Source organism: Frigoribacterium sp. AC759, from assembly GCF_979256015.1.
The window spans coordinates 92,714-119,603 of the sequence record NZ_CEEDMT010000002.1 but is presented as its reverse complement, the minus strand read 5'-3'; the positions used below and the strand labels follow the sequence as shown (position 1 = coordinate 119,603).

The 26,890-nt window shown below is 71.5% G+C and carries 25 protein-coding genes and 1 tRNA gene; 14 read left to right on the top strand and 12 right to left on the bottom strand.

All coding sequences use genetic code 11. The features are described from left to right. The first annotated feature begins 33 nt into the window (after positions 1 to 33). On the top strand, positions 34 to 858 hold the full coding sequence (locus tag ACZ6JE_RS03465) for a TrmH family RNA methyltransferase (RefSeq protein WP_192060381.1): 825 nt from the start codon (positions 34 to 36) through the stop codon (positions 856 to 858). Then, on the top strand, positions 855 to 2,093 hold the full coding sequence (locus ACZ6JE_RS03460; protein ID WP_464318226.1) for a D-alanyl-D-alanine carboxypeptidase family protein: 1,239 nt from the start codon (positions 855 to 857) through the stop codon (positions 2,091 to 2,093). The genes ACZ6JE_RS03465 and ACZ6JE_RS03460 overlap by 4 nt, the downstream gene beginning before the upstream one ends. Before the next feature lie 51 nt (positions 2,094 to 2,144). On the opposite strand, the gene ACZ6JE_RS03455 is transcribed toward ACZ6JE_RS03460, so the two are convergent. Continuing rightward, a complete protein-coding gene (locus tag ACZ6JE_RS03455; protein WP_464318225.1) occupies positions 2,145 to 2,933 on the bottom strand; it encodes an SGNH/GDSL hydrolase family protein in 789 nt (262 codons plus the stop codon). Positions 2,934 to 2,972: 39 nt separating this feature from the next. Here ACZ6JE_RS03455 and ACZ6JE_RS03450 point away from each other — a divergent pair, with 39 nt between their 5' ends. The 4 genes from ACZ6JE_RS03450 (at position 2,973) to ACZ6JE_RS03435 (ending at position 7,726) form a co-directional block, all read left to right on the top strand. Next, on the top strand, positions 2,973 to 4,166 hold the full coding sequence (locus tag ACZ6JE_RS03450) for an acyl-CoA dehydrogenase family protein (RefSeq protein ID WP_320478906.1): 1,194 nt from the start codon (positions 2,973 to 2,975) through the stop codon (positions 4,164 to 4,166). Positions 4,167 to 4,202: 36 nt separating this feature from the next. Continuing rightward, a complete protein-coding gene (dinB, locus tag ACZ6JE_RS03445; protein WP_192060385.1) occupies positions 4,203 to 5,531 on the top strand; it encodes a DNA polymerase IV in 1,329 nt (442 codons plus the stop codon). Between the two features lie 62 nt (positions 5,532 to 5,593). Further along, complete coding sequence (locus tag ACZ6JE_RS03440) at positions 5,594 to 7,387, top strand: DEAD/DEAH box helicase (RefSeq protein ID WP_464318306.1); 1,794 nt, start codon at positions 5,594 to 5,596, stop codon at positions 7,385 to 7,387. Between the two features lie 84 nt (positions 7,388 to 7,471). Further along, positions 7,472 to 7,726 (top strand): hypothetical protein, encoded by a 255-nt coding sequence (locus ACZ6JE_RS03435; protein ID WP_320477204.1) that lies wholly within the window; start codon positions 7,472 to 7,474, stop codon positions 7,724 to 7,726. Here the strand turns inward: ACZ6JE_RS03435 and ACZ6JE_RS03430 are convergent. The 7 genes from ACZ6JE_RS03430 to ACZ6JE_RS03400 all read right to left on the bottom strand — a co-directional run bounded on the left by ACZ6JE_RS03430 (position 7,675) and on the right by ACZ6JE_RS03400 (position 14,286). Next, complete coding sequence (locus tag ACZ6JE_RS03430) at positions 7,675 to 8,169, bottom strand: hypothetical protein (RefSeq protein WP_464318224.1); 495 nt, start codon at positions 8,167 to 8,169, stop codon at positions 7,675 to 7,677. The genes ACZ6JE_RS03435 and ACZ6JE_RS03430 overlap by 52 nt on opposite strands. 128 nt (positions 8,170 to 8,297) lie before the next feature. Beyond that, positions 8,298 to 9,347, bottom strand: a complete 1,050-nt coding sequence (locus tag ACZ6JE_RS03425) for a glycine betaine ABC transporter substrate-binding protein (protein ID WP_464318223.1) — start codon at positions 9,345 to 9,347, stop codon at positions 8,298 to 8,300. 3 nt (positions 9,348 to 9,350) lie between these two features. Then, the gene (locus ACZ6JE_RS03420; protein WP_464318222.1) at positions 9,351 to 10,121 is read right to left on the bottom strand and encodes an ABC transporter permease; all 771 of its coding nucleotides are present in this window, start codon (positions 10,119 to 10,121) and stop codon (positions 9,351 to 9,353) included. After that, complete coding sequence (locus tag ACZ6JE_RS03415) at positions 10,118 to 11,428, bottom strand: ATP-binding cassette domain-containing protein (RefSeq protein ID WP_464318221.1); 1,311 nt, start codon at positions 11,426 to 11,428, stop codon at positions 10,118 to 10,120. Before ACZ6JE_RS03415 ends, ACZ6JE_RS03420 begins: the two co-directional genes overlap by 4 nt. Beyond that, complete coding sequence (locus tag ACZ6JE_RS03410; RefSeq protein ID WP_197981868.1) at positions 11,415 to 12,065, bottom strand: ABC transporter permease; 651 nt, start codon at positions 12,063 to 12,065, stop codon at positions 11,415 to 11,417. Before ACZ6JE_RS03410 ends, ACZ6JE_RS03415 begins: the two co-directional genes overlap by 14 nt. A 120-nt stretch (positions 12,066 to 12,185) precedes the next feature. Next, positions 12,186 to 13,574, bottom strand: coding sequence for an LLM class flavin-dependent oxidoreductase (locus ACZ6JE_RS03405; protein ID WP_464318220.1), 1,389 nt, complete (start codon positions 13,572 to 13,574; stop codon positions 12,186 to 12,188). A 79-nt stretch (positions 13,575 to 13,653) separates the two neighbouring features. Next, entirely contained in the window at positions 13,654 to 14,286 is a 633-nt protein-coding gene (locus ACZ6JE_RS03400; RefSeq protein WP_464318219.1) for a helix-turn-helix domain-containing protein, read from the bottom strand. Between the two features lie 145 nt (positions 14,287 to 14,431). On the opposite strand from ACZ6JE_RS03400, the gene ACZ6JE_RS03395 reads away from it, so the two are divergent. Genes ACZ6JE_RS03395 through ACZ6JE_RS03385 form a run of 3 tightly spaced genes read left to right on the top strand, consistent with a single transcriptional unit; the run spans position 14,432 to position 18,044 of the window. Next, positions 14,432 to 16,012, top strand: coding sequence for an NCS1 family nucleobase:cation symporter-1 (locus tag ACZ6JE_RS03395; RefSeq protein WP_464318218.1), 1,581 nt, complete (start codon positions 14,432 to 14,434; stop codon positions 16,010 to 16,012). A gap of 13 nt (positions 16,013 to 16,025) precedes the next feature. Beyond that, a complete protein-coding gene (locus tag ACZ6JE_RS03390; protein WP_464318217.1) occupies positions 16,026 to 16,769 on the top strand; it encodes an aspartate/glutamate racemase family protein in 744 nt (247 codons plus the stop codon). Positions 16,770 to 16,796: 27 nt separating this feature from the next. Further along, on the top strand, positions 16,797 to 18,044 hold the full coding sequence (locus ACZ6JE_RS03385) for an MFS transporter (protein WP_464318216.1): 1,248 nt from the start codon (positions 16,797 to 16,799) through the stop codon (positions 18,042 to 18,044). Positions 18,045 to 18,059: 15 nt separating this feature from the next. Here the strand turns inward: ACZ6JE_RS03385 and ACZ6JE_RS03380 are convergent, their stop codons facing one another. From ACZ6JE_RS03380 to ACZ6JE_RS03365, 4 genes are all read right to left on the bottom strand, one after another. Then, positions 18,060 to 19,409 (bottom strand): NAD(P)/FAD-dependent oxidoreductase, encoded by a 1,350-nt coding sequence (locus ACZ6JE_RS03380; RefSeq protein WP_192060393.1) that lies wholly within the window; start codon positions 19,407 to 19,409, stop codon positions 18,060 to 18,062. 130 nt (positions 19,410 to 19,539) lie between these two features. Beyond that, positions 19,540 to 19,770: a hypothetical protein gene (locus ACZ6JE_RS03375; protein WP_192060394.1), complete on the bottom strand. Its 231-nt coding sequence runs from the start codon at positions 19,768 to 19,770 to the stop codon at positions 19,540 to 19,542. A 79-nt stretch (positions 19,771 to 19,849) separates the two neighbouring features. Then, positions 19,850 to 20,827 (bottom strand): aldo/keto reductase, encoded by a 978-nt coding sequence (locus ACZ6JE_RS03370; protein ID WP_464318215.1) that lies wholly within the window; start codon positions 20,825 to 20,827, stop codon positions 19,850 to 19,852. A gap of 151 nt (positions 20,828 to 20,978) precedes the next feature. Then, positions 20,979 to 21,063, bottom strand: a tRNA-Leu gene (locus ACZ6JE_RS03365). Between the two features lie 132 nt (positions 21,064 to 21,195). Between ACZ6JE_RS03365 and ACZ6JE_RS03360 the strand changes: the two genes are divergently transcribed. The 5 genes from ACZ6JE_RS03360 to ACZ6JE_RS03340 are packed head-to-tail and all read left to right on the top strand — an operon-like array spanning position 21,196 to position 26,858. Continuing rightward, positions 21,196 to 22,545: a M20/M25/M40 family metallo-hydrolase gene (locus ACZ6JE_RS03360; protein ID WP_464318214.1), complete on the top strand. Its 1,350-nt coding sequence runs from the start codon at positions 21,196 to 21,198 to the stop codon at positions 22,543 to 22,545. Between the two features lie 24 nt (positions 22,546 to 22,569). Further along, a complete protein-coding gene (locus ACZ6JE_RS03355; RefSeq protein WP_192060397.1) occupies positions 22,570 to 23,412 on the top strand; it encodes an undecaprenyl-diphosphate phosphatase in 843 nt (280 codons plus the stop codon). After that, positions 23,409 to 24,749, top strand: coding sequence for a cysteine--1-D-myo-inosityl 2-amino-2-deoxy-alpha-D-glucopyranoside ligase (mshC, locus tag ACZ6JE_RS03350; RefSeq protein ID WP_464318213.1), 1,341 nt, complete (start codon positions 23,409 to 23,411; stop codon positions 24,747 to 24,749). The genes ACZ6JE_RS03355 and mshC overlap by 4 nt, the downstream gene beginning before the upstream one ends. A 43-nt stretch (positions 24,750 to 24,792) precedes the next feature. After that, complete coding sequence (locus ACZ6JE_RS03345; protein ID WP_464318212.1) at positions 24,793 to 26,139, top strand: sensor histidine kinase; 1,347 nt, start codon at positions 24,793 to 24,795, stop codon at positions 26,137 to 26,139. After that, positions 26,136 to 26,858, top strand: coding sequence for a response regulator (locus ACZ6JE_RS03340; RefSeq protein ID WP_464318211.1), 723 nt, complete (start codon positions 26,136 to 26,138; stop codon positions 26,856 to 26,858). Before ACZ6JE_RS03345 ends, ACZ6JE_RS03340 begins: the two co-directional genes overlap by 4 nt. Positions 26,859 to 26,890 lie beyond the last annotated feature (32 nt).

Sequence of the window (26,890 nt, the reverse complement as noted above, 5' to 3'; positions counted from 1 at the left end):
GCCACGGCCCGGACCTCACCGCCCCGGAGCACCGTGCGCATCACCCGCATCACCGATCTCGACCACCCGGCTCTGGCCGACTACCGCCGACTCACCGACGTCGCGCTCCGCCGGGTGACCGAGCCCGAGGGCGGCCTCTACATCGCCGAGTCGTCGAAGGTGATCGAGCGGGCCCTCCGGGCGGGTCACGTGCCCCGGTCGGTGCTCATGACCGACCGCTGGCTGGCCGACATCGAACCGCTCGTGGCCGACCTCGAGGGCGAGATCTTCATCGGCGACGCCGCCCTGCTCGAGACGCTGACCGGCTACCACCTGCACCGCGGCGCCCTCGCGGCCATGCACCGCCCCGCGCTGCCCGAGATCGCCGACGTCCTCGCCGGCGCCCGCCGGGTCGTCGTGCTGGAGGACATCGTCGACCACACCAACGTCGGGGCGATCTTCCGGGCCGTGGCCGGGCTCGGCGCCGACGCCGTCCTCGTCACCCCCCGCTGCGCCGACCCGCTCTACCGCCGGAGCGTCCGCGTCAGCATGGGCACCGTGCTCCAGGTGCCGTGGACGCGCCTCCCCGACTGGCCGGAGGGCGGCGAGCTGCTGCGCGCCGCGGGGTTCGAGGTGGCCGCCCTCGCCCTGTCCGACGACGCGGTGCCGCTCGACGCCTACGCCGCCGATCCTCCTGAGCGGGTGGCGCTCCTCCTCGGCACCGAGGGCGACGGACTCAGCCGCGCGGCCCTCCGATCGTCCGACGTGGTCGTGACGATCCCCATGCTGCACGGCGTCGACAGCCTCAACGTCGCCGCGGCCTCGGCCGTGGCCCTCTGGGCCCTGCGCGTCCCGGCCGCCACGGTCGAGGGTCGATGAGCCGGCGCCCCGGGCGACCGCGCCGTCGTGTGGTCGCCGCGGCCGTCGCCGTGCTAGTCGTCCTGACGGGGTCGTACACGTCCCTCGCCCTCGCCGGCCCCACGTCGCCGCAGTCGGCCACCGCCTCCGTCTTCGAGGCCCCCCGTCAAGCCGCCCCGGCGCTGACGTTCCCCGATTACGGGGCCACGGCGGTCCAGGCGCTCGGCTACGACGACAGCCTGACGACGAGCGGCGACGACCGACCCCGACCGATCGCCAGCATCAGCAAGATCGTCAGCGCCCTCGTCGTGCTCGACGCGAGACCCCTCGACGGCGGCGACGGGCCGGTCATCACCTTCGACGCCGACGATGCCGCGCTCTACGACGCGTACCTCGCCCGGAACGGCAAGGTGGCGCCGATGCCAGCCGGTCTCCGTCTGACCCAGCGTCAGGCCCTCGAGGTGTCGCTGATCGAGTCGGCCAACAACTACGCCGACGCCCTGGCGCTGTGGGCCTTCGGCAGCACCGACGCGTTCGTCGCCGCGACCGACGCGTGGCTCGACGAGAACGGCCTGACCTCGACAACCATCGTCGAGCCGACGGGCATGTCGCCGGCGAACACGAGCACCGCGACCGACCTCGTCGCCCTTGGCCGACTCGCCCTCGCCGACCCCGTCGTCGCCGAGATCGTCCGCACCGACGCCGTGACCGTCCCCGGCGTCGGCGAGATCGAGAACTCGAACGAGCTGCTCGGACTCGACGGCGTCACCGGCATCAAGACCGGCACCCTCGACGAGGCCGGCGCCTGTCTCCTCTTCTCCGCCGACTACGCGATCGACGATCAGACGGTCACGGTGGTGGGCGTCATGCTCGGCGGCGTCGACCACGACGCCCTCGACCTCGACGTGCAGGCCCTGCTCGCCAGCTCGGTCGCGCGCTTCCAGACCATCGACCTCGCGCGGGCGGGCGACTCGTTCGGACGGTACGACATGCCGTGGGGTGCCGAGGGCGAGGCCGTCGCCGCCGACGACGCCTCGGTGCTCGTCTGGGGCGACGAGGCGGTCGACGCCGTCGTGACGACAAAGCCGATCGGGCCCGACGCGGCGGGGGCCGAGGTCGGGTCCGTGCGCTTCACGGTCGACGACCAGGTCGTCGACGTGCCCCTCGAGCTCGATCGCGACATCCCCGAGCCGGGGGCGTGGTGGCGGTTGACGCACCCGCGTGAGATCGCGGCCGGGCTGAGCCGCACCTCCTGAATCGCACCGCGCCTCCTCGGCCTCTCGAGGCATGCCGGGGGAGGGCTGACCTCAGGGCTCGTCGCGGTGGACGACCATGACGGCGTCGGGCCGCTTCGCCTGCCGACCGTCGCCCGACGACTGGTGCCGGATCCGACGGACCACCCAGGGCACGAAGTACTCGCGCGCCCAGCCCATGTCTTCCGAGCGCGCCTGCCGCCACGGGCGCCGCGCGAGCGGCTCGGGCCGGTAGGGCTCGAGGTCGTTCTCGACGGCGAGGGAGGCCAGGACCATCCGCGCGATGGTGTGATGACCCAGCGGGCTGAAGTGCAGCCGGTCGGGTGCCCACATGCCCGGCCCGGAGAGCTCGCGGAGCGCCCACATGTCGGCCACCACGGCGTCGTGCCGCGACGCGATCGAATGCACGTGCTCGTTGTAGATCGCGACCTTGCCGCGCAGTCGGCCGAGCACGGGGGTGGACCCGATGTCGGGCCCGGTGAAGACGACGACCGTGGCCCCGTCGCTGCCGAGACGCTCGACGAGCCCCTCGAAGCCGGCGGCGACCCGGTCGGGGTCGGTGCCCGGGCGGATGATGTCATTGCCCCCGGCCGAGACCGTGACGAGGTCGGGGCGCAGCGCGAGCGCGGCGTCGGCCTGCTCGTCGATGATCTGCTGCAGCAGTCGGCCGCGGACGGCCAGGTTGGCGTACGCGAAGTCCTCCGTCGACGACCCGAGGACCTCGGCCACCCGGTCGGCCCAGCCCCGGTGCCCGCCCGGCGAGCGTTCTTCGGGATCGCCGATGCCCTCCGTGAACGAGTCGCCCAGGGCGACGTAACGAGACCACGGATGTTGCTGCGACATGCCCACCACGTTACCCGCCGGGCGGATTACTCTCGACCCGTGCACGAACCAGGCCCCGTCTCGCCCATCACCCGCGGCACCACGCCCGAGGAGGCGCTGCCCGACGAGCTCCTCGAGCGCTTCCGGCAGCGGGCGGCCGTGTCCGATCACGAGAACGCGTTCCCGGTCGACGACCTCGACGAGCTCAGGTCTCGCGGCTGGCTGCGACTGTTCGTCCCGGAGGACCGAGGAGGCGCGGGTCTCGGACTCGAGGCCGTCGCGGCCCTGCAGAGTCGCCTGGCCACGGCGGCCCCGGCGACCGCGCTGGCCGTCGGCATGCACCTGGTGTGGACGGGCTGCGCCGCACTGCTGCACGCCCGCGGCGACGACTCGCTCGGGTACGTGCTCGACGAGGCCGGCCGCGACGAGATCTTCGCCTTCGGCGTCAGCGAGCCGGGCAACGACCTGGTGCTCTTCGACTCGGTCACGAGGGCCGAGCCCGACGGCGAGGGCGGCTACCGGTTCACCGGCACCAAGATCTTCACCTCGCTCTCGCCGGTCTGGACCCGCCTCGGCGTGTTCGGCCGCGACGACGGCGACCCCGACGCCCCTGCGCTGGTGCACGGGTTCCTGCGACGCGAGGACGGCGGACACGAGTCGCTGGGGGACTGGGACACCATCGGCATGCGGGCCACCCAGAGTCACACCACGCGTCTCGAGCAGGCTCCCGTCGCGGCGTCGCGCATCGTCCGTCGTCTGCCGGTCGGACCGAGCGCCGACCCGTTCGTCTTCGCCGTGTTCGCGGTCTTCGAGACGCTGGTGTCGGCGGTGTACCGGGGGATCGCCCGGCGTGCCGTCGAACTGGCCGTCGAGTCGGCCACGACCCGGGGGTCGCGTCGAGCCGGCGGGGCGCCGCTCTCGGACGACGCGATCGTCCGCTGGCGGATCGCCGACGCGGCCATCGCGCTCGACGGCATCGAGCCGCAGGTCGACTCGATCGCCCGCGACGTCGACTCGATGGTCGACCACGGAGCGTCGTGGTTCCCCCGTGTCGTGGGGCTGAAGACCCGCACGACCGAGACCGCCCGCGCCGTCGTCGATCAGGCCGTCTCGGTAGCCGGCGGCGCCTCGTACCGCAGGTCGTCCGAGCTGGGACGCCTGCAGCGCGACGTGCTCGCCGGCAGGTTCCACCCCTCGAGCACCGACTCGGCGCACGCCACGACGGCGGCCTGGCTGCTCGGGCCCGTCTCCTGAGCAGCGGATGTCGGAGGCCCGTGTGAGGATGCACGGGTGAGCAAACAGGACGGCAGCGGGCGGCTGGTCACCACCGTGCCCACCGACGATGCGACCGCGCCGATCCTCCACGTCGACATGGACGCCTTCTTCGCGTCGGTCGAGCTGCTCGACCGCCCCGATCTGCGCGGCCTCCCGGTCGTCATCGGTCACCGGTCGGACAGGTCCGTGGTCACGGCGGCGACGTACGAGGCCCGCAAGTACGGCGTCAACTCGGCCATGCCCATGGCGATCGCCCTGCGGCGATGCCCGCAGGCGATCGTCCTCGAACCGCATGGCGAGAAGTACCGGCACTACTCGTCGATCGTCATGTCGATGTTCGACGACGTCACGCCGATGGTCGAACGGCTGGGCATCGACGAGGCCTTCCTCGACGTCTCGGGGTCGATCCGACTGCTCGGGTCCGTCTTCGACATCGCGACGGAGCTCCGTCGGCGCGTGCACGCCGAGACGGGTCTGCACTGCAGCATCGGCGCCGCGTCGACCAAGTTCGTCGCGAAGCTCGCCTCGAGCGTCGCCAAGCCCGACGGTCTGCTCATCGTGCCGCACGAGGCCACACTCGCGTTCCTGCACCCGCGTCCGATCAGCGGGCTCTGGGGGGTCGGCGGCAAGACGGAAGAGACCCTGCTCAATCTCGGCCTGCGGACGATCGGCGACGTCGCCAACGCACCCCTCGACACCCTCGTCCGAGCCGTCGGGCCGGCCGGCGGCGCCAAGCTGCACTCGCTGGCCTGGGGCCGCGACCCCCGCTCCGTGACGACCACGGCCGAGGAGAAGAGCGTCGGGCACGAGGTCACCTTCTCGACCGACGTCACCGACCCCGTCGAGATCCGGCGCGAGCTCCTCCGCCTCAGCGATAAGGTCGGCGTGCGACTGCGCGCGGCGGGGATGAGCGGCCGCACCGTCGTGCTCAAACTGCGCACCACAGACTTCGCCACGATCACCCGGTCGAAGACGCTGGCCGAGCCGACCGACCTCGGGCGCCGCATCTACGACGAGGTGCGCGCCGTCTACGAGGCGACGGGCAAGCAGCACGAGCGCATCAGACTGGTCGGGGTGCGCGTGGAGCAGCTCGTACCCGGCGGGGGCGGCGGGCTCTCGCTCGGCCTGTGGGACGACGACGCCGACTGGCGCGAGGCCGAGTCGACGATGGACGCCCTGCAGGCCCGATTCGGTGCGGCCATGCTGACGCCGGCGTCGCTGCTCCGCCAGGGCACCGGTCGACCGGGCTCGGGCCGACCCGGCTCGGGTCGTCCGCCGCGGGGCCGTCCGGGGCCTTCGCCGGTCGAGCCGTCCGTCGACCCCGGGTACAGTGGGGTCGAGTGAGCACAGCTAGCGTGGACGACCCTTCGGGGCCCGACGACATCCGCGACGACGGCACTCTCGATCTGACCGACGTCGGCGTCTCGGCCGGCAACTCGGCCGCCGAGCACCTCTCGCCCGCGTTCCCCGAGAGGGCGGCCTGGGGCACCGCCGCGAAGCTGCGCGCCTGGCAGGCCGAGGCCCTCGAGCAGTACTTCGCCACCGACCCGGTCGACTTCCTCGCCGCAGCCACCCCCGGTGCCGGCAAGACGACGTTCGCCCTGCGTCTCGCCACCGAGCTGCTCTCGCGCGGGGTCGTCGACCGGGTGGTCGTCGTCGCGCCGACGGAGCACCTCAAGCGCCAGTGGGCCGACGCGGCCGACCGGGTCAACCTCCGACTCGACCCCATGTTCAAGAACGCGGACGTCACCTTCGGTCGGCACTACCACGGTGTCGCGGTCACATACGCCCAGGTGGGCATGAACCCCGAGGTCCACCGTGCGCTCACCGAGGCGGGTCGCACTCTCGTGATCCTCGACGAGGTCCACCACGGCGGCGACGCCCTCAGCTGGGGCGACGGGATCCGCGAGGCCTACGGCAAGGCGACGCGGCGACTCTCCCTCACCGGCACCCCCTTCCGATCGGACACCGCGGCCATCCCCTTCGTCACGTACTCGGCCGACGAGCACGGCATCCGGACGTCGCGGTCCGACTACGCCTACGGCTACGGTCGCGCCCTCGCCGACGGGGTCGTCCGGCCGGTGCTGTTCATGGCCTACGCCGGGCAGATGCGGTGGCGGACGCGCATGGGCGACGAGATGAGCGCCTCCCTGGGCGAGGCCGTGACCAAAGACATCACCGCGCAGGCCTGGCGGACGGCCCTCTCGCCGCAGGGCGACTGGATCCCGGCCGTGCTCTCGGCCGCCGACAAGCGCCTCACCGAGGTGCGTCGCGGCGTCCCCGACGCCGGCGGGCTGGTCATCGCCACCGATCACACGGTCGCGCGTCAGTACGCCGCCGTGCTGCAGAAGATCACCGGCGAACGCCCGACCGTGGTCCTCTCCGACGAGAAGGCGGCCAGCGACCGGATCCAGGCGTTCTCCGAGAGCGAGAGCCGATGGATGGTCGCGGTCCGCATGGTCTCCGAGGGCGTCGACGTGCCGCGGCTGGCAGTGGGCGTCTACGCGACCTCCGCATCCACGCCGCTGTTCTTCGCCCAGGTCGTCGGTCGCTTCGTGCGTGCCCGTCGTCGGGGTGAGACCGCGTCGATCTTCCTGCCGAGCGTCCCGAGTCTGATGGCGCTGGCCGGGCAGCTCGAACTCGAACGCGACCACGCGCTCGACCGCCCGACGAACGCCGACGACGGCATCTTCGCCCCCGAAGAGGACATGATGGCGGCCGCCAACCGAGAGGAGAAGGCGTCGAGCCTGCTCGAGCAGCAGCCCTTCGAGGCCCTCGACTCGCAGGCCTCGTTCGACCGTGTCCTCTACGACGGCGGCGAGTTCGGCACCGGCGGCGAGATCGGGAGCCTCGAAGAGCTCGACTTCATCGGGATCCCCGGCCTGCTCGAACCCGACCAGGTGCGCGACCTGCTGCGGCAACGGCAGGCGACGCAGGCACGTCGTTCGTCGAAGACGGGTCTGCCGACGGTCGCCGCCTCCGTCGAGACGGCCCGTCCCCTCTATCAGACGATCAAAGAGCAGCGTCAGGAGCTCAGCCGGCTGGTCTCCATCTGGTCGCGTCACTCCAACGAACCGCATGGTCTCATCCACGCCGACCTGCGGCGCATCAGCGGCGGCCCCTCCGTGGCGCAGGCCAGCACCGAGCAGATCCAGAAACGCATCGACGTGCTGCGCGGCCGCATCGGCAACCGCAAGTGAGTCGGACCCGGCCGAGGGCGCAGCTCCCCGCCGGGTCCGAACTGCGACTCAGCCGCTGGCGCTCCCGCCGCGTACGATCGGGGGATGCTCGATGAGATCGGTCACGATCGGTGGTTCGTCCGCCGCGACGCCGACGCTGCACCTCAGGCCCTGATCGAGCGGTTCGGCGGCGGGTACCGCCTGACGCTGTGGTCGCTCGTCGAGACCGAGCAACGGCCGCTGGGTGTCTTCACCTCGGCCGAGCAGGCGGAGACCGCGTGGTGGCGTCATCTCGACCGGGAGCGGGGTCAGCGCAGGGGGAGCACCTCCGCGAGGGCCAGGCGCCTCGGCGAAGACTGACCACGGGTCTGTCGGGCGACCGCCCTGCTGATCACCCGGGCCCGTTCGTCGCTCTGGTCGGACGTCCGTGCTCCCTGGGCGGACCACGATGTCACGCCGTCGTCCGAACAGCCCAGCACGGACCGTACGACCAGACCGCCCGTAGCACCCAGGGCGAGCAGGGCGTCGCGCCACGCGAGATCCGACTCGCTCGCCGTCGACGCGCCCGGTCGTTCGACCACGAAGGCGAGCCACGCCACGTGGAACTCGGCCACGACGGCCTCGAGGGCGACGCCCCAGTCGTCGACGGCGCGAGGTGACGGCCACTCCGAGATCCCCTCAAAGGGGACCATCATGGGCAGCTGCACATCGTCGGCGTCGAAGAAGAGCGTCCACAGCTGACGCCGGATGGCCACCGGCAGCAGCTCGGACGCCCGGGCGGCGAGGGCCGCCTCGTCCGGCACTGGGCGGTGAGGATCCGGGGGTGTTCGACAGGTCATGGCACCAGCGTGCCGAGGCGCGGACGTCGGCAGGACGCCGTCCACAGCCCGGACACGTGAGGGAGTCACCCGACCGAGGTGGGGAGGGAACGTCAGGGGCGGGTGACGAAGCCCTTGTCGACCATCCAGTCGAAGGCGACGTCCGCAGGCTCCTCGCCTTCGACGTCGACCCGCAGATTGAGCTGGCGGAGCTCCTCGTCGGTCAGCTCGGGCGAGATCTGGTCGAAGACGTCCGCGAGCCCGGGGTACGTCTCCAGCGTCGCGGTCGACAGCACCGGGGCCGCGTTGTAGGCGGGGAAGAAGCCCTCGTCGTCCTCCAGCACGGTGAGGTCGAGCGCGTCGATGCGGCCGTCGGTCGTGAAGATCTCGCCGAAGTTGCAGTTGCCCCGGTCGGTCGCCTCGTAGACCGTCCCGGTGTCGAGGATGCTGACGTTGTCGGTCGGCACTCCGTCAGGGGCGCCCAGCTCGAGTCCGTAGCGCTCGAGCATGGGCTTGAACCCGTCGGCACGCGAGTTGAACTCCGCCTCGACGCAGAACGTCCGCTGCTCGACCGGGAGGGCCGCGATGTCCGAGAGCGTGGCGACGTCGCCCAGCTCGGCCACCGCCTCCGACCGGACCGCCATGGCGTACGTGTTGTTCAGCGGTGCCGGCTCGAGCCAGGTCAGGCCGTTGGCGACGTCGGCGTCGCGCACGGCCTCGTACTGCTCCTCCTGGTCGGGGATCCCCTCCGCCTCGCCGAGGTACGTGAGCCACGCGGTGCCGGTGTACTCGTACGTCATGTCGGCGTCGCCGTCGAGCATGAGCTGCCGCACGGCGACGCTGCCGGGCACGTTCGTGAGGTCGGTGACCTCGAAGCCCGCCGCCTGCGCCGCGAGCACGGCGATCTTGCCCAGCACGAGCTGCTCGGTGAAGTTCTTCGCCGTGACGGTGAGCGCGGCGTCGTCGGGCAGACCCTCGATCGCCTCGATCGAGCCGGGTGCCACGGCGGGGACGAAGGCCGTCGCCGGCTGCAGACCGCATCCGGTCAGTCCGGCCACGGTCGCGACCGCGACGAATCCGGCGGCCGTTCCGCGGACGACCCCGAGGCGTCGCAGGCGGCGAGGTGTCACGAGGGCTGGGCGCCCGGTGGGGGTCGATGCCATGGGTCAGAGTCCCTTCGGACGGGCGACGTGCTCGACGAGTCGCCCCAGCCAGTCGATGAGCAGTGCGAGCAGTGCGATGAGGATCGCACCCGAGACGAGCACGCGCGGGAGGAAGAGGTTGACGCCCGTGGTGATCAGCAGCCCGAGCCCGCCCGCCCCGATGAACGTGGCCAATGCGGCCGAGCCGACGAGCAGCACGAGAGCCGTCCGGATGCCCGACAGCATCACCGGCACGGCCAGGGGCAGCTCGACCTTCATCAGTACGGAGAACGCGCTCATGCCCATGCCCCGGCCCGCCTCGACGAGGCGGGCGTCCACGCTCTGCAGGCCGATCATCGTGTTGCGCAGCACGGGGAGGACCGCGTAGAGCACGAGGGCCACCACCGCCGCCCGGAACTCGAAGCCGAGCCAGAACGCCAGGAGGACGATGAGGCCGATGGCGGGGGCGGCCTGCCCGAAGTTCGCGACCGCGAGGATGCCGCCGCTGACCTTCACGAACGGCTTCCGTGTGAGGAGGATGCCGAGCGGGATGGCGATGACGAGCACGACGAGCGCCGAGACGAACGTCAGCGCGAGGTGCTCGCGCATCAGCGACAGGAGGGTGTCGGTGTTCAACGTGGTGCGTTCGCCGGCGGTGAGGTCGGCGACCGACAGCCAGACCGCGAAGGCGACGAATCCGAGGAGGACCGCGATCGGCTGGGGCAGGAGGGCCAGCCAGGCCCGGCGTGGTCGCCCGCGCGCGCCGGCGACGGGGGCGGCGGCCGCGGCGCTCACGGTCGGCCGCCGTCGGCAGGACGCGCGTCGCCGCCCGGCGCCGCCTCGTAGTCCGCCGTGGGGAGTGAGCCCGCCGTCGACGTCGGCAGGGCGTCGAGGGGGCCCGTGTTCGTGCCCACGGGCGTGTAGTCGGCTGCGACGGCGGCGGCCTTCCGCGCCCTCGTGATGGCCTCCATCACGACCTCGACCGTGATGACGCCGATGAAGGAGTCCCGGCGCCCGGTCACGAGGGCCGCACCGGCGCTCGAGACGAGCATGGTGTCCAGGGCGTCGTTCAGGGTGGCGCCGCTGCCGATGACGGGCAGATCGTCGTCGACGGTCGACGGCACCGTGGTGAGTCGCGAGAGCTGCCTCGTGGAGGGCCAGGCGATGGGCCGGTTGCGCTCGTCGACGACGACGGCGTGATTGTGACCGGCGGCCTTCGCACGGGCGAGCACCTCGGCGCCGGACTCGCCGGGGGAGGCGACCACCGCCTCCTCGAGATCCACGTCGCCGACGCGGCTGAGGGTCAGCTGCTTCAGCCCCGCACCGGAGCCGATGAAGTTCTCGACGAACTCGTTCGCCGGCTCGGCGAGGATGCGCTCGGGGGTGTCGTACTGGACGATGTGCGCGCCCTCCGAGAAGACCACGATCCAGTCGCCGAGCTTCACGGCCTCGTCGAAGTCGTGGGTGACGATGACGATCGTCTTCTGCAGCTCGTGCTGGATGTTGATCAGCTCGTCCTGGAGGCGCTGGCGGGTGATCGGGTCGACCGCGCCGAAGGGCTCGTCCATGAGGAGCACGGGCGGGTCGGCGGCCAGGGCGCGCGCCACGCCGACGCGCTGCTGCTGCCCGCCGGAGAGCTCGCGGGGGAACCGGTCGCGGTACGTCGCAGGATCGAGCGAGACCAGCTCGAGCAGCTCGTCGACGCGGGCCGCGATCCGCTCCTTCGACCAGCCGAGCATCTTGGGCACGATCCCGATGTTCGTCGCCACCGTCATGTGCGGGAAGAGCCCGCCGGCCTGGATCACGTAGCCGATGCGACGTCGGAGATCGTCGCCGTCGATGTCGGTGACGTCGTCGTCCCCGAGCACGATGCGGCCCTCGGTGGGCTCGATCAGGCGGTTGATCATCTTCAGCGTCGTGGTCTTGCCGCAGCCGGACGGGCCGACCAGCATGACGATCTTGCCGGCCGGGATCTCGAGGGTGATGCCGTCGACGGCCGGGGACGCCTGACCCGGGTACCGCTTGGTCACCTGCTCGAGTCGGATCGCCTTGCCGGAGACGTCTCCGGTGGACGGGACGGCGGGGGAGTCAGTTCTGGACACGGATACCTCGCGAGATGGTCAGGCGGCCGAGGCCGACGAGCAGGAGATCGAGCACGGCGGCGAGGACGACGACGCCCACGACCCCGGTGACGACGGAGGCGAGCGCGTTCGCACCGCCGGTTCGGGACAGACCCGAGAAGATGAAGCCGCCGAGACCCGGCCCCAGGCTGTAGGCCGCCACGGCGGCGATGCCCATCACCATCTGCGCGCTGACGCGGACGCCGGTGAGGATGATCGGCCAGGCCAGGGGGAGCTGCACCGTCAGCAGCGTGCGCATCGAGCCCATCCCCGCGCCGCGCGCCGACTCGAGCAGCGACGCGTCGACCTCGTTGAGCCCGACGACGGCGTTGCGCAGGATGGGCAGGGTCGCGAAGAAGGTGACGATGGCGACCGCCGGCGGCACGCCGAATCCGAGGAACGGGATCAGGAGGCCGACGAGCGCGAACGACGGGAGGGTGAGACCCACGGCGGACACGCCGTTGGCCACGGCGCTCAACCAGGCGCTGCGGTGCACCAGCACCGCGATGACGACGGCCAGCACGACGGCCAGGACGACGCACTGCACCACGAGGGAGAAGTGCTGCCACGAGGCGAACCAGATCTGGTCCCACCTCGCGGCCACGTAATCGAACACCATCGTCGCCCGCCCCTCGTCTCGACGGACCCTCGTGGCCCGTCACCTCCCGACCGACGAGGACGCGAGGGTGTTCCACCCTAACCAGGATGCGAGAGCCGTGTCATCGCGGCCCGGGCTCGACTACGAGGCCGTCGCCGCGCCTCCCACCGTGAATCGGGCCCCGTGGTGCTCGGCGGGCAGCCGGTCGCCGCGTCCGAAGAGCTTCTGGCGGAGAGTGCCCGGCTCGTACTCGGTCGGGTAGACGCCGCGGGCCTGGAGCACCGGGATCACGTGCTCGACGATGTCCTCGAACGTGCCGGGCGTGATGGCGTAGGCGAGGTTGAAGCCGTCGACGTCCGTCTCGTCCACCCACTCCTGGAGCTGGTCGGCGATCTCCTCGCCCGAGCCGACGATGCGCGGGCCGAGGCCGCCGATGCCCGCCGCCTCGGCGATGTCGCGGATCGTCCACTCCTTGCCCGTGTCGCCCGCCTGCGCCTGGAAGTTGGCCAGCGCCGACTGGATCGCGTTGCTCTCGACGTCGCCGACCGGGTCGTCGAGCGAGTAGGTCGAGAGGTCGACGCCCATCCAGCCCGACATGAGCGTGAGGGCGCCCTCGTGCGACGCGTACCGCTGGTACTCCTCGTGCTTCGCCGCCGCCGCCTCGGGCGTCGCGTCGGTGATGATCGTCAGCAGCGTGTAGATGCGCGCCGAGTAGCGGTCGCGCCCCGCCGCCTCGAGGGCGTCCCGCAGCTTCGCGACGGTCGTCGCGAGGCGCTCCTTCGTGGGCGCGGCGACGAAGATCGACTCGGCGTTCCCGGCGGCGAACCGGATGCCGCGGGGGGAAGCGCCGGCCTGGTAGATGACCGGCGTCCGCTGCGGGCTGGGCTCGGCGATGTGGATGCCGGGCACCTTGTAGTACGTGCCGTCGTGATCGATGGAGTGCACCTTCGACGGGTCGGTGAAGACGCCGCTCTCGCGATCGCGGACGACGGCGTCGTCCTCCCACGACCCCTCCCAGAGCTTGTAGAGCACCTCGAGGTACTCGTCGGCCTGGTCGTAGCGCGTGTCGTGGTCGAGCTGGTCGTCGGCTCCCATGTTGCGGGCGGCGCTCGGCAGGTAGCCGGTGACGACGTTCCAGCCGACGCGCCCCTCCGTCAGGTGGTCGAGCGTCGACATGCGGCGGGCGAAGGGCACGGGGTGCTCGTAGGCCGTGCCGGCGGTGATCCCGAAGCCGAGGTGCTCGGTCGCGGCCGCCATGGCCGAGACGAGCAGGATGGGATCGCCGACGGGGGTCTGGGTTCCGTTCCGCAGCGCGGCGTCGTGGTTCCCGCCGTAGACGTCGTAGGTGCCGAGCACGTCGGCGATGAAGAGCCCGTCGAAGACGCCCTTCTCGAGGAGGCGCGCGAGCGAGGTCCAGTAGCTCAGCTTCGTGTAGTCGGCCGAACGGTCGTCGGGGTGGCGCCACAGCCCGGGGGACTGGTGCCCCACGCAGTTCATGTCGAAGGCGTTGAACCGGATTCGTCGAGTCATGCGTCCATTGTTCGGGCACTCGCGCGACGTTTCCCGGGCGGCGACACACGGCGTCACACAGTGCTCGGCGCCGGGCGGCTCAGGCCCCCGGGTGGACGATGAGCCAGGTGGCCACGGCGTCGACCGCGCCGAGGTTGCCGAGCCGGTGCGGCAGATCGCACGGGAACGTCACGGAGTCGCCGGCCCCGACGACGACGCGCTCGTCGGGGAAGTCGATGGTGAGCTCGCCCGAGACGACGGTGCCGACCTCGTACCCCTCGTGCGTGACGAGGTCGTTGACCCCGGTCGCCGAGGCTCCGGGCGGGTAGGTCGACTCGAAGAAGTCGACTCCGCGGAGGTGGCCGGGCGACAACCGCCGGAAGACGACCCCGTCGCCGAGCACGACCGGCCGGGTCTCGTCGGCCCGGGCGACGACCGGACCCCGAGGAGGCGCGGCGTCGGTCTCGTCGACCGCCCCCGCCGTCTCGGCCTCGAACACGTCGGCCAGCGGGACGCCCAGCACCTGCACGATGGTGAGCAGCCGGCTCACCGACGGCCGCCGGGCACCGCGTTCGAGCTGCGACACGGCGCTCGGCGAGATCTCGAGCCTGGCGGCGAGCGATCGCAACGACATGCCGCGGGCGAGGCGGAGCTCTCGGAGGCGCGATCCGAGCACGGCCGCGTCGAGCTCGACGGGGTCGTCGGAGGGGCGGGGCAGGCGCGGAACGGTCACGGGTCGCCGATCGGTCGGGTGTGAAGCGACTGCTGTCACACGCTCGTTACAAGCCGGAAACCGACGACGCCGTGTGAAGCCATAGATTCACAGCACGACGAGGATCACCTCCCCCTCACGCTACCTCGTCCCTCAGGAGGCAATCGTGGCATCGAACACCGCACCGCCCGTCGAGACGGCAGCGCAGCACCCGTCGGGGGCGGCCACCGCCGCGAAGGCGGGCTACCACCCCGATCTGACGAACGACGACCTGGCGCCGCTCACCCGGCAGACCTGGGGCGGCTACAACATCTTCGCCTTCTGGATGTCCGACGTGCACTCCGTCGGGGGCTACGTGACGGCGGGCAGCCTGTTCGCCCTCGGCATCGCCAGCTGGCAGGTGCTGGTCGCCCTCGTGGCCGGCATCCTCATCGTCAACGTCTTCACGAACCTCGTCGCCAAGCCCAGCCAGCGGACCGGCGTGCCCTACCCGGTCGTCAACCGAGCCGTCTTCGGGGTCCGCGGGGCGAACATCCCGGCGGTCATCCGCGGTCTCATCGCGACGGCCTGGTACGGCGTGCAGACCTATCTGGCGTCGCAGGCCCTGACCATCGTGTTCCTCAAGTTCCTCCCCGCCAGCGCCGCTCTGCTCGGGCCGTCGTTCCTGGGTCTCGACGCCCTCGGCTGGATCAGCTACGGCATCCTCTGGGTGGCTCAGGCCGCGCTGTTCTGGCGGGGGATGGAGTCCATCCGCCGGTTCATCGACTTCGCGGGCCCCGCGGTCTACGTCGTCATGATCGCCTTGGCCGTCTACCTCGTCTCGCAGGCCGGCTGGGGCGCCATCAGCCTGAACCTCTCCGCCGGGCCGCCCTTGGAGTTCGGAGCCTCGATCCCGCTCATGCTCTCGGCGGTGGCGATCGTGGTCAGCTACTTCTCCGGTCCGATGCTGAACTTCGGCGACTTCGCCCGGTACGGCCGCAGCTTCCGCGCGGTGAAGAGGGGAAACCTCCTCGGTCTGCCCGTCAACTTCCTCTTCTTCTCGCTGCTCACGGTGATCTGCGCCTCCGCGACCGTCCCGGTGTTCGGCCGTCTGATCACCGACCCCATCGAGACCGTCGACGCCATCGGGACGCCCTTCGCGATCCTGCTCGGCGGACTGACGTTCATCACGGCCACCGTCGGCATCAACATCGTCGCGAACTTCATCTCGCCGGCGTTCGACTTCACGAACGTCAGCCCGCGTCGGATCAGCTGGCGGGCCGGCGGCATGATCGCGGCCGTCGGCAGCGTCGCCCTCACCCCCTGGAACTGGTACGGCGACGCGCAGGCGATCCAGTACTCCCTCGGGGTGCTCGGCGCGCTGATCGGCCCGCTCTTCGGCATCCTCATCGCGGGCTACTACCTGGTCGGACGGCAGCGCATCGCCGTCGACGACCTGTACACGATGGGCCCGGCGGGGCGGTACTGGTACCGCGGGGGAGTCAATCCGAACGCCGTCCGCGCACTCGTCGGGTCGGGTCTCGTGTCCATCGCGATCGCCGTCGTCCCGGCCCTGGTCGTCGACCTCGGCGGCCCGTCGGCGACCTGGATCAGCGACTACAGCTGGTTCGTCGGCTGCGGGCTCGGGCTCGTCTCCTTCCGGCTCCTCGAACGGCGCCGGCCGCAGATGCCGTCGCTCGACGCCCACGACGAGACCGTCGACGACGGCACGACCGTCGACGACGGCACGACCGTCACCACCGCCTGAGGAGCCCCGCATCATGCACGTCCGCGTCGTCAATCCGAACACCAGCGTCGGCATGACCCGATCGATCGGCATCGCGGCGCGGGCTGCGGCCTCGCCGTCGACCCGCGTCACGGCCGTCAACCCGACCATGGGGCCGGCCTCGATCGAGAGTCACTACGAGGAGGCGCTGGCCGTGCCGGGCCTCCTCGAGCAGATCGCACGGGGCGAACGCTACGGGGTCGACGCGTACGTCGTCGCGTGCTTCGGCGACCCGGGTCTCGACGCCGCCCGCGAGCTCGCCCGGGGCCCGGTGATCGGCATCGCCGAGGCCGCGTTCCATGCCGCCTCGTTCGTCGCGCGTCGGTTCGGGGTCGTGACGACGCTCGGTCGCACGACCGGCCGCGCCCGCGAGCTGGTCGACCGCTACGGCTTCGGGCCGGCCTGCGTCGAGGTCCGGGCCTGCGAGATCGCCGTGCTCGAGCTCGACGACCCCGCCTCGGAGGCGCGGCGGGTCGTCGCCGACGAGTGCCGCGCCGTGCTCGCCGCGGGGGCCGACGCGGTCGTCCTCGGCTGCGCGGGGATGGCCGACCTCTGCCACGACCTGAGCGACGAGCTCGGCGCCCCGGTCGTCGACGGCGTCGGAGCGGCGACGGCCTTCGCGGAGTCGCTCGTCCGGCTGCGCCTGCGGACGAGCACCCGCGGCGAGTACGCCGCACCGCCGCGCAAGGACTTCGCGGGTCTGCTCGGGCCGTTCTCGCTCACGGGCGCGCGCGTCTGACCGCGGCCGGGCACGTACCCTGAGGGGATGTCGACCCCGGCGCCCGACGCCCCCACCGCCTCCCCCCGTGTCCGTCTCGGACGCGACGTCGTCGTGCTCGGCGTCATCGCCTTCTTCGTGATGGTCGGCTTCGGCGTCGTCGTGCCCGTGCTGCCCGTCTACGCCCGGAGCTTCGGGGTCGACAACACCCTGGTCGGCGCCGTCCTCTCGGCGTTCGCCCTGATGCGCCTCGTGGCGAGCCCCTTCGTCGGCAAGCTGCTCGACCGGGCCGGCGAGAGGCTGGTGCTCTCGGTGGGGATCGGCATCGTGGCCGTCTCGAGCGGTCTGGCCGGGCTGGCCGAGACGTACCCGCAGCTGCTGCTGCTGCGCGGACTCGGCGGCATCGGATCGGCCATGTTCAGCATCGCCGCCATGACCCTCCTGCTCGCCACGACGGCGCCCTCGCACCGGGCGCGCGCCATCGGCTTCTACCAGGGCGGGTTCCTGGTCGGCGGCATGGCCGGGCCGGCCCTCGGCGGCGTGCTGGCGACGATCTCGCTGACGGCGCCGTTCTTCTTCTACGCCGCCACGCTGCTGATCGCCGGTCTCGTGGGCGTCGTCCTGCTGCGCCCTGCGAGAGGGCGCACGTCGACGACCTCGACCGAGCCGCCCGTGCCGTTCGCCGTGGTGCTCCGAGACATCCGGTTCCGCGCCGCCTGCGTCGCGAGCTTCAGCCAGGGGTGGTCGTCGCTCGGCGTGCGGAGCGCCCTCGTGCCCGTCCTCGTCGTCGAGGTGCTCAAGGGCACGACCGCCTGGACGGGCATCGTCTTCGCCGTGGCCGCCGTCGCGCAGACGCTCGCCCTCGCACCGGCGGCGAAGCTGGTCGACACGGTCGGTCGCCGCCCGGCGATGATCGGAGCGTTCGCCGTCGCGGCCGTGACCCTCGCGGCGGTGGCGTTCTCGACCGACATCGTGATGCTCGGCGTGCTGCTCGCGGTCTACGGCGTCGCGACGGCCTTCATGGGCACGGCCCCGGCGGCTCTGGTGGGCGACGCGGCGGGCGGCCGCGGCGGGCGCCCGGTGGCCGTCTTCTCGATGTGCTCGGACCTGGGCGCCATCGCGGGCCCGCTGGTGGCGGGGCTGCTGGTCGACACGACGTCGTATGCGGTCGCCTTCGGGTCGGCCGGGGCCCTGCTGGCCGTGAGCGCGATCATCTCGCTGCGCCTGCCCCGGGGTGCGGCACCGACCCCGCAGACCGAGGAGGCGCGCCCCGGTTCCCCGGGACGCGCCTCCTGATCGATCGCTCGAGCGTTACTTCTTCTTCTTGGCTCCGCCGTCGGCCGGGACCGACGGGGTTACCTTCAGGAAGCCCGCGCGCGGGTCGGCCATGCCGACCAGCGGCGTCTGATCGCGTCCGCCGAAGAAGTTGGTGATCCAGCCCGTGAGGATGCGCCACTTGCGATTGAGCGTCGGCATCGCGTACAGGTGGTAGCCCCGGTGGGCGAGCCAGGCCGGGACGTTCTTCATCTTGACGTCCTTGATGTTCGCCGCGCCCTTGCCGATGCCGAAGCTCGCGACCGTTCCGACGGACTCGTGACGGTACTCGGCGATCGGCTGACCCGAGAGCTGCGCGATGATGTTGTCGGCGACGGTCACCGCCTGTCGGACGGCGTTCTGCGCGTTCGGCGGGTAGTAGGCCGGCTGCTGCTCGCTGAGCAGATTCGGGACCTGGGCGCCGTCGCCGAGCGACCAGACGCCGTCGAGGACGTCGCCCTCGTCGGTCTGCACCTGCAGCGTGGCCGACACGTTGACGTGGCCGCGCGGCCCGAGGGGCAGACCGAGGTCGGCGAGCACGGGGTTCGGCTTGACGCCGGCCGTCCAGACGATGGTGCCCGCGGGGATGGTCTCGCCGTCGCTCAGGACGACGTCGCCGTCGATGCACGAGGGCATCGTCGTCTTGAGGCGGATGTCGATGCCGCGCGAGCGCAGGTGCCCGAGAGTCCACTTGGACAGCTCGGGGCCGACCTCGGGGGCGACGCGGTCGAGGGCCTCGACGAGGACGAAGCGGAGCTCGTCGCGCGACAGGTTCGGGAACGAGTCGACCGCGGCCTTCGCCGCGTCATCGAGCTCGGCCATCGCCTCGACGCCGGTGTAGCCTCCGCCGACGAAGACGACGGTCAGGAGCTTGCGTCGCGTGGCCGGGTCTGAGACCGAGGCCGCCTCGGCGATGTTCCCGAGGATGCGGTCGCGGACGTACTGGGCCTCCTCGACGCTCTTGAACCCGACGCCGTTCTCGGCGAGCCCGGGGGTGGGGAACGTGCGGGTGACGGCGCCGAGGGCCACGACGAGCTGGTCGTAGGCGATGGTGCTCGTGACGCCGTCGCCGGTCGTCACCGACACGGTCTTCGCCGCGCGGTCGTGACCCGAGACGGCCGCCTCGACGACCTTGGTCTTGCGGAGCGCCTTGCGGAGCGGCACGGTGACGTCGCGAGGTGCGATGTGGCCGCCGGCGACCTCGGGCAGGAACGGCTGGTACGTGAAGTACGGGGCCTGATCGACGAGCGTGATGCTCGCGTTCTGCGGGGGTCGGCGTTTCTGGAGCTCGAGAGCTGTGGTCAGCCCGGCGGAACCGCCGCCGAGAATTACGATGCGCGTTGTCATAGATGTTTCCTCCCGCGTCGACCGTACCGTGCGTGATGCCCGGCGGTCCGACGCGCACGAAGTCCGTCGGGGATGCGTCGACCCGGCGACCGCTCCGCGAGGCGCAGCGGTCGCCGGGTCGTCGAGGTGGTCAGCGGTCGGCGGGGATGTCCGAGTCGGTGAACTCGCCGTCGGCCTCGTCGGACTTCGCGCCGTGCGCCTCGTGCCCCTCGTCCCCGTCGGCGGGGATGTCGCTGTCGACGTACGAGCCGCTCCGCTCGGTCGTGGTCTCTTCGGTGCGCGTCACGGTCGCGTCGCCCGCACCGCCCGTCTTCTCCGTCTTCTCGGTGTGCTCGACGTTCTCGTTCGACTCGCTGCCCATGGTTGCCTCCGTCGGATGGTTCGCACGACGTGGTCGCCGCGCGTGACGCTCACAGTAGGCCCGACCACGGGCCCGCGGGTCAGAAGCCCTCGTTCTCGCGCGTGACGTAGGGGGATTCGAGCGCGTCGAGCTCGTCGTCCGTCAGCCACAGGTCGACGGACGCGACCGCGTCGTCCAGGTGCTGCATCTTCGTCGCTCCGACGATGGGGGAGGTGACGGCGTCCTGCTGCCGCACCCAGGCCAACGCGACCTGCGCGCGTGAGACGCCCCGCGCCTCCGCGACCTCCGCGACGGCGGCGGCCACCCGGCGATCGCCCTCCTCGCGCTGACGGTAGAGGGTGCGGCCGAACTCGTCGGTCTCGCTGCGCGAGGTGGCGGCGTCCCAGTCGCGCGTGAGCCGACCGCGGGCGAGAGGCGACCAGGGCAGCACGCCCACGCCCTGGTCCACGCAGTAGGGGTGCATCTCGCGCTCCTCCTCCCGTTGGATGAGGCTGTACTGGTCCTGCATCGACACGAAACGGGTCCACCCGCCGAGGTCGGCGGCGTGCTGCATCGACGCGAACTGCCAGGCCCACATGCTCGACGCGCCCAGGTACCGCACCTTGCCGGCGCGCACCAGGTCGTGGAGCACCTCCATGGTCTCCTCCACCGGTACCTCGGGGTCGAAGCGGTGGATCTGATACAGGTCGATGTGATCGGTGCCCAGACGACGCAGGCTGTCGTCGACGGCGCTCATGATGTGACCGCGGCTGAGACCGGCGCCGTTCGGCCCGGGGCGCATCCGACCGTGCACCTTGGTCGCCAGGACCACCTCGTCACGCGTGGCGAAGTCGCGCAGGGCCCGGCCGACGATCTCCTCGCTGGTGCCGTCGGAGTACACGTCGGCGGTGTCGAAGGTCGTGACGCCGAGCTCGAGGGCGCGGCGGATGAACGGCCGGCTGTCGTCCTCGCCGAGCGTCCAGGCGTGCGAGCCCCGCTCGGGGACTCCGTAGCTCATGCAGCCGAGGGTGACGGCCGAGACCGTCAGTCCGCTGGTTCCGAGTCGTGCGTACTCCATGGGGGTCCTCTCGTCGTGTGCTGGCCCGAACCCTACGCCGGCGGCACCTGCGACCGCGGAAACCAGAAAGACCCGATCACCAGTGGTGATCGGGTCTTTCGTCTGTCTCAACACAGACCGTGTGAAGTCCGCCTGCAAGGCTTGTCTTCGGTGTCCGAGGGGGGACTTGAACCCCCACGCCCTATACGGGCACTAGCACCTCAAGCTAGCGCGTCTGCCATTTCCGCCACCCGGACTGGATGGTGCCGGCCGAAGCCGACCACGAAACATTAGCACGGCTCGAGAGGGCCTCTCGACCACAGGGCGGGTGGGCCGCTCGTCGCGGCCCGACGACAGGGCCGAGGAACCCTCCGGGTAGCGTGGTCGCCATGACGACGACACCTGCGCAGCCCCTCGACGGCGACACCGCCGGTTCCGCCCCGGAGCCCGAATTGGACGAGACGGCGACGATCGCCCGCGACCTCATCCGCTTCGACACCTCCAACTACGGCGGGGGCCGGTCGAACGGCGAGGCCGAGGCGGCCGACTACGTCGCCGACCGGCTGCGGGCGCTCGGCGTCGAGCCGCAGCTGTTCGAGTCCGAGCCCGGGCGTGTCAGCGTCGTGGCCAGGATCGAGGGTCGCGACCGGGCCAAGCCGGGCCTCATCGTCCACGGGCACCTCGACGTGGTGCCCGCCGATCCGGCCAACTGGTCGGTCGATCCGTTCGCCGGCGTGGTGCGCGACGGCATGCTCTGGGGCCGTGGTGCCGTCGACATGAAGAACATGGACGCGATGATGCTCTCGTCCATCGGCGACATCCTCCGGTCGGGCGAACGACCGGCGCGCGATCTGGTCGTCGGGTTCCTCGCCGACGAGGAGGCCGGGGGAGTACTCGGGTCGCACTTCCTCGTGAAGGAGCACCCCGAGCTCTTCGACGGGGCCACCGAGGCCATCAGCGAGGTGGGCGGCTACTCGACGTTCATCGACGGCCGACGGTCGTATCTGCTGCAGACGGGCGAGAAGGCCCTCATCTGGGTCAAGCTGATCGCCCGCGGAACGGCCGGCCACGGATCCCAGATGATCGAGGCGAACGCCGTCACCCGGCTCGCCGAGGCGGTCGCCGCGCTGGGGCGTCGACAGTGGCCGATCACGCTGACCGACACCACCTCCGCACTGCTGCGGCAGGTGGCGCGGATCCTCGACGTCGACGTCGAACAGGTGTCGCCCGACGAGCTCGTCCTCCAGACGGGCACGGCCAGGGGATTCATCCGGGGGTCGCTCCGCACGACCACGAACCCCACGATGCTGACGGCGGGTTACAAGCACAACGTCGTCCCGGACACCGCGGAGGCGCTGGTCGACATCCGCTGCATGCCCGGTCAGGAGGCGGCCGTCCTCGACGAGGTGCGCGACCTCGTCGGCGACGACATCGAGATCGTGACCATGCACACGGACATCGGGCTCGAGACGCCGTTCTCCGGGCCCCTCGTCGAGGCCATCGAGGCCACCCTGCACCGTCACGATCCGGGTGCCCCGGTGCTGCCCTACCTTCTCTCGGGCGGCACGGACAACAAGGCGCTGAGCCTCCTCGGGATCGCCGGCTACGGCTTCGCCCCCCTGCGTCTCGACGAGGGCATGGACTTCCCCGCGATGTTCCACGGGGTCGACGAGCGCGTCCCCCTCGACGCACTATCCTTTGGCAGTCGCGTCCTCCGGGACCTCCTCGCGACGTACTGAGCACCACGCACCAGAAGGATCCCCATGGAGCAACTCCTCCAGGCACTCCTCCTCGGCCTCGTCCAAGGCCTCACGGAGTTCCTGCCCATCTCGTCGAGCGCGCACCTCCGGATCGTCGGCCTCCTGTTCTCCGATCCGAACAGCACGGTCGAGTTCGACCCGGGGGCGACGTTCACGGCCATCACGCAGCTGGGCACGGAGCTGGCGGTGGTCATCTACTTCTGGCGCGACATCAAGCGCATCGTGGTCCGCTGGTTCCAGGGCGTCACGGGCCGGATCCCGCGCACGGACCCCGACGTGCGGATGGGCTGGCTCGTCATCATCGGCACCATCCCGATCGTGGTCGTCGGATACGTCGCGCAGGAGTACATCCGCTCGGTCTTCCGGTCGCTCTGGATCGTCGCCGTCGTCCTCATCGTCTTCGGCATCCTCCTGGGTCTCGCCGACCACCTCGGCAAGAAGGCGGCGCGTTTCGAAGACATGTCGTACGGTCACGGCATCGCCGTCGGCGTCGCGCAGGTGCTCGCGCTGATCCCCGGCGTCTCGCGCTCGGGTGCGACAACGACCACGGCTCTCGCCCTCGGCTACACGCGGCCCGCGGCAGCGCGCTTCTCGTTCCTGCTCGCCGTGCCCGCCGTCTTCGGCAGCGGTCTCTACGAGCTCGTCCAGAGCTTCAGCGACCCCGGCCCCTACTCGCTGGGGCTCACGCTGGCGGCCACCGTCGTCGCGTTCGTCGTCGGGTTCCTCGTCATCGCGTTCTTCATGAACTACATCTCCCGCCGCAGCTTCATGCCCTTCGTCGCCTACCGGCTCGTCCTCGGCGTCGTGCTCATCGTGCTGCTCTCGACGGGCGTGGTGACGGCGTGAGGTCGTGGGCCCGCCCCCGAGTCCCCACGCTCCCGGGCGCCGGGCGTCTGCCGATGCTGCACGACACCGCCACCGGCAGGCGCCGCGCCCCCGCGATCGTCGACGGCACGGCATCGTTGTACGTCTGCGGCATCACCCCCTACGACGCCACCCACCTCGGGCACGCGTCGACCTACCTCGCGTTCGACACGCTCGTCCGCGTCTGGACGGACGCGGGCGTCGACGTCACGTACGCACAGAACACGACGGACGTCGACGATCCGCTCCTCGAGCGGGCGACCGCGACGGGCGTCGACTGGCGCGAGCTGGCGGCCTCCCAGACCGACCTCTTCCGCTCCGACATGGAGCACCTCGCCGTCGTGCCGCCGACGCACTACGTCGCCGTGACGGACGTCGTGACGGACGTCGCCCGAGCCGTGGCGCGCCTCCTCGACTCCGGATCCGCGTACCGCGTGCCCACCGAGGGCTCCGCGGTCGACGACGTCTACTTCGACGTCGGGGCCGCCGAACGCGACACGTCGTGGCACCTCGGGCTCGAGAGCCGACTCGACCCCGAGACCATGGCGCGCTTCTCCGCCGAACGCGGCGGCGACCCCGGCCGCGCGGGCAAGCGCGACCCGCTCGACCCCCTCCTGTGGCGGGGCGCCCGGGAGGGCGAGCCCTCCTGGGAGTCCCCGGTCGGCGAGGGGAGACCCGGCTGGCACATCGAGTGCACGGTGATCGCCGAGCAGACCCTCGCTTCGCCGATCACGGTCAACGGCGGTGGCAGCGACCTGGTGTTCCCGCATCACGAGATGAGCGCGGCGCACGGCCAGGCGCTGACGGGGGGTCGCTACGCCGACCTGTTCGCCCACACGGGCATGGTGGCGTATCAGGGCGAGAAGATGAGCAAGTCGCTCGGCAACCTCGTGAAGGTGAGCGAGCTCGTCGCCGGCGGGGCCGACGCCAGGGCCGTGCGCCTCGCCGTGGCCGCGCACCACTACCGGTCCGACTGGGAGTGGTTCGACAGCGACCTCGTCGACGCCGAGGCCCGCCTGCGCGTCTGGTCGACGTGGGCCGATACCGCGCCGCCGCGGCCCGACGCCGCTGCGGACCACGCGACGACGTCGCCCCTCGGCGCGACCCCGGTCGAGTCCGTCCCCACCGGTCTGCTGACTCGCCTCCGCGCCGCCCTCGCCGACGACCTCGACACGCCGTCCGCGCTCGAGGCCGTGGACCGCTGGATCGCCTCCGGCGCCGACGCGACGTCCGTCGACCTCGACGCCGTCACCGCTCTGCTCGGCGTGGACCTGCTCGGCGTCGACCTGCCATCCCGTGCTGACGAGGCCACTGCCTGACTGATCCTCACCTAGGTCGCCGCTCTGGCAGACTGGCGTGGTCATGTCGCCCCGCAGCTCCCGTCCCGCCGCGCCCTCCGGCGCCGACGGCCCGTCCAGGGGCTCGATGCGGCGCGAGCGGGTCGTCGACTCCGCGCTGGCCGTCGGGTTCCTCGTGCTGGCGCTCGTCACCTCGGCGCTGGCGTCGGTGATCCTGAGCTCCGACGGGCACGCCATGCCCTCGACCCTCGAGACCCTGGCGGGCGCGGTGGCGGTGAGCCTTCCGATAGCGTTCCGCCGGAGGTTCCCGGTGTCGGTCATGATCATCGTCTCGACGGCGTTCATCGTGCTCGGGGTGAGGGGGCATCCCGACGACCTCCTGCCCTCCATCGCCGAGTTCCTCGTCGTGTTCTCCGCGAACGTCTGGTCGCCCTCGCGGCGCCGTGCGTTCGTCTGGAGCCTGGTGGTCGTCGTCGCCATGTTCGCCTGGCTCGCCATCGACATCGCGGCGCAGGTGAGCGACGACTCCGACTCCGCCGACGTCGTCCTGGCCTCCAGCCTCTACTCGGTCGTCCTGAACGCCCTGTTCTTCATCGCCGCGATCCACTTCGGCCGCGTCTCGCGTGAGTCGAGGTCACGCCGGCGCGCGCTCGAGAGGTCCGACGCGGCCCTCCGTGCGGCCAACGACCGGATCGCCGAGCAGGCGATCGGCGACGAGCGCGCCCGCATCGCCCGCGAGCTGCACGACGTGGTGGCCCACCACGTCGCCGTCATCGGCATCCAGGCCGGTGCCGCGCGGCGCACGCTCGACCGCCCCGAGATCGCCCGTGGCGCACTCGCCGCCGTCGAGGACACCGCACGCACGACCATCGACGAGCTCGACCGCCTCCTGACCGTCATGCGCTCGCGCGACGGGCTGCCTCCCGAGCCCGTGGCCGGTCTGGCCGCCCTCCCCGACCTCGTGGCCGACACCCGCGCCCTCGGACTCGACGTCCGACTCGAGATCGACGGCGACACCCGCGACGTCCCCGACGGGGTCGGCTCCACGCTGTACCGGATCGCCCAGGAGGCGCTGACCAACACCCTGAAGCACGGCGCGGCCAGGTACGCCGTCATCCGGGTCGTCCACGGCGAGGGGTCGGTCGGCCTCGAGGTCGTCGACGACGGACTCGGCTCGAGCGGGCATGCTGCACGCGCCGGGGGAGCCGGCCGAGGCGCGACCGGTGCGCTCGATCCGGCGGCGGCCCCCTCCGGTTCGGGTCTCGGGCACCGGGGGATGCGCGAACGGGTGGATCTGCACGGCGGTCGCCTCACCGTGGGCCCCCGCGAGGGAGGCGGCTACCGCGTCCGCGTCGAACTCCCCGTCGTGGCCCACCCTCCGAAGGGGGCTACCCTCTTCGAGGGGGAATGAGCATGGAGAAGACGAACGACCGGCCGGTGCGGGTGCTCCTGGCCGACGACCAGGATCTCGTGCGAGCGGGGTTCCGGATCATCCTCGAGACCGCCAGGGGCGTGACGGTCGTGGGGGAGGCGCGCGACGGCGTCGAGGCCGTCGACCTGGCCGCGAGCCTCGAGCCGGACGTCGTCGTGATGGACATCGAGATGCCCGGCATCGACGGCGTCGAGGCCACCAGGCGCATCCTCGGGTCGTCGGGCGAGCACCGCCCGTCGGTGCTGATCCTCACGACCTTCGCCCGGGGCGACTACCTGTTCCGGTCGCTCCAGGCCGGGGCGAGCGGCTTCCTGCTGAAGACCGCCGGCCCGGAAGAGCTCATCGAGGCGATCGGCGTCGTCGATCGCGGTGACGCGCTCGTCTGCCCCGAGCTGACCCGTGCAGTCGTCACCCGTGCGCTCGTCGACACGACGGCGAACGCCGTCGTGCCGAACGCACGGCTGAGTCTCCTCACGGGCCGCGAACGCGAGGTGCTCGACGGCATGGCTCGGGGCGCCTCCAACGCCGAGATCGCACGCGGGCTGTTCGTCGGCGAGGCGACCGTGAAGACGCACGTCTCGAACGTCCTCGCCAAGCTGGCGCTGCGCGATCGCACCGCCGCGGTCGTGTTCGCCTACGAGAACGGCGTCGTCGTCCCCGGCGAGCTGGGCGACGGAGGCGCGGCGGGGGTCGACTAGGTCAGCCGCGTCGATGGGCGGCGCCCTCCGCC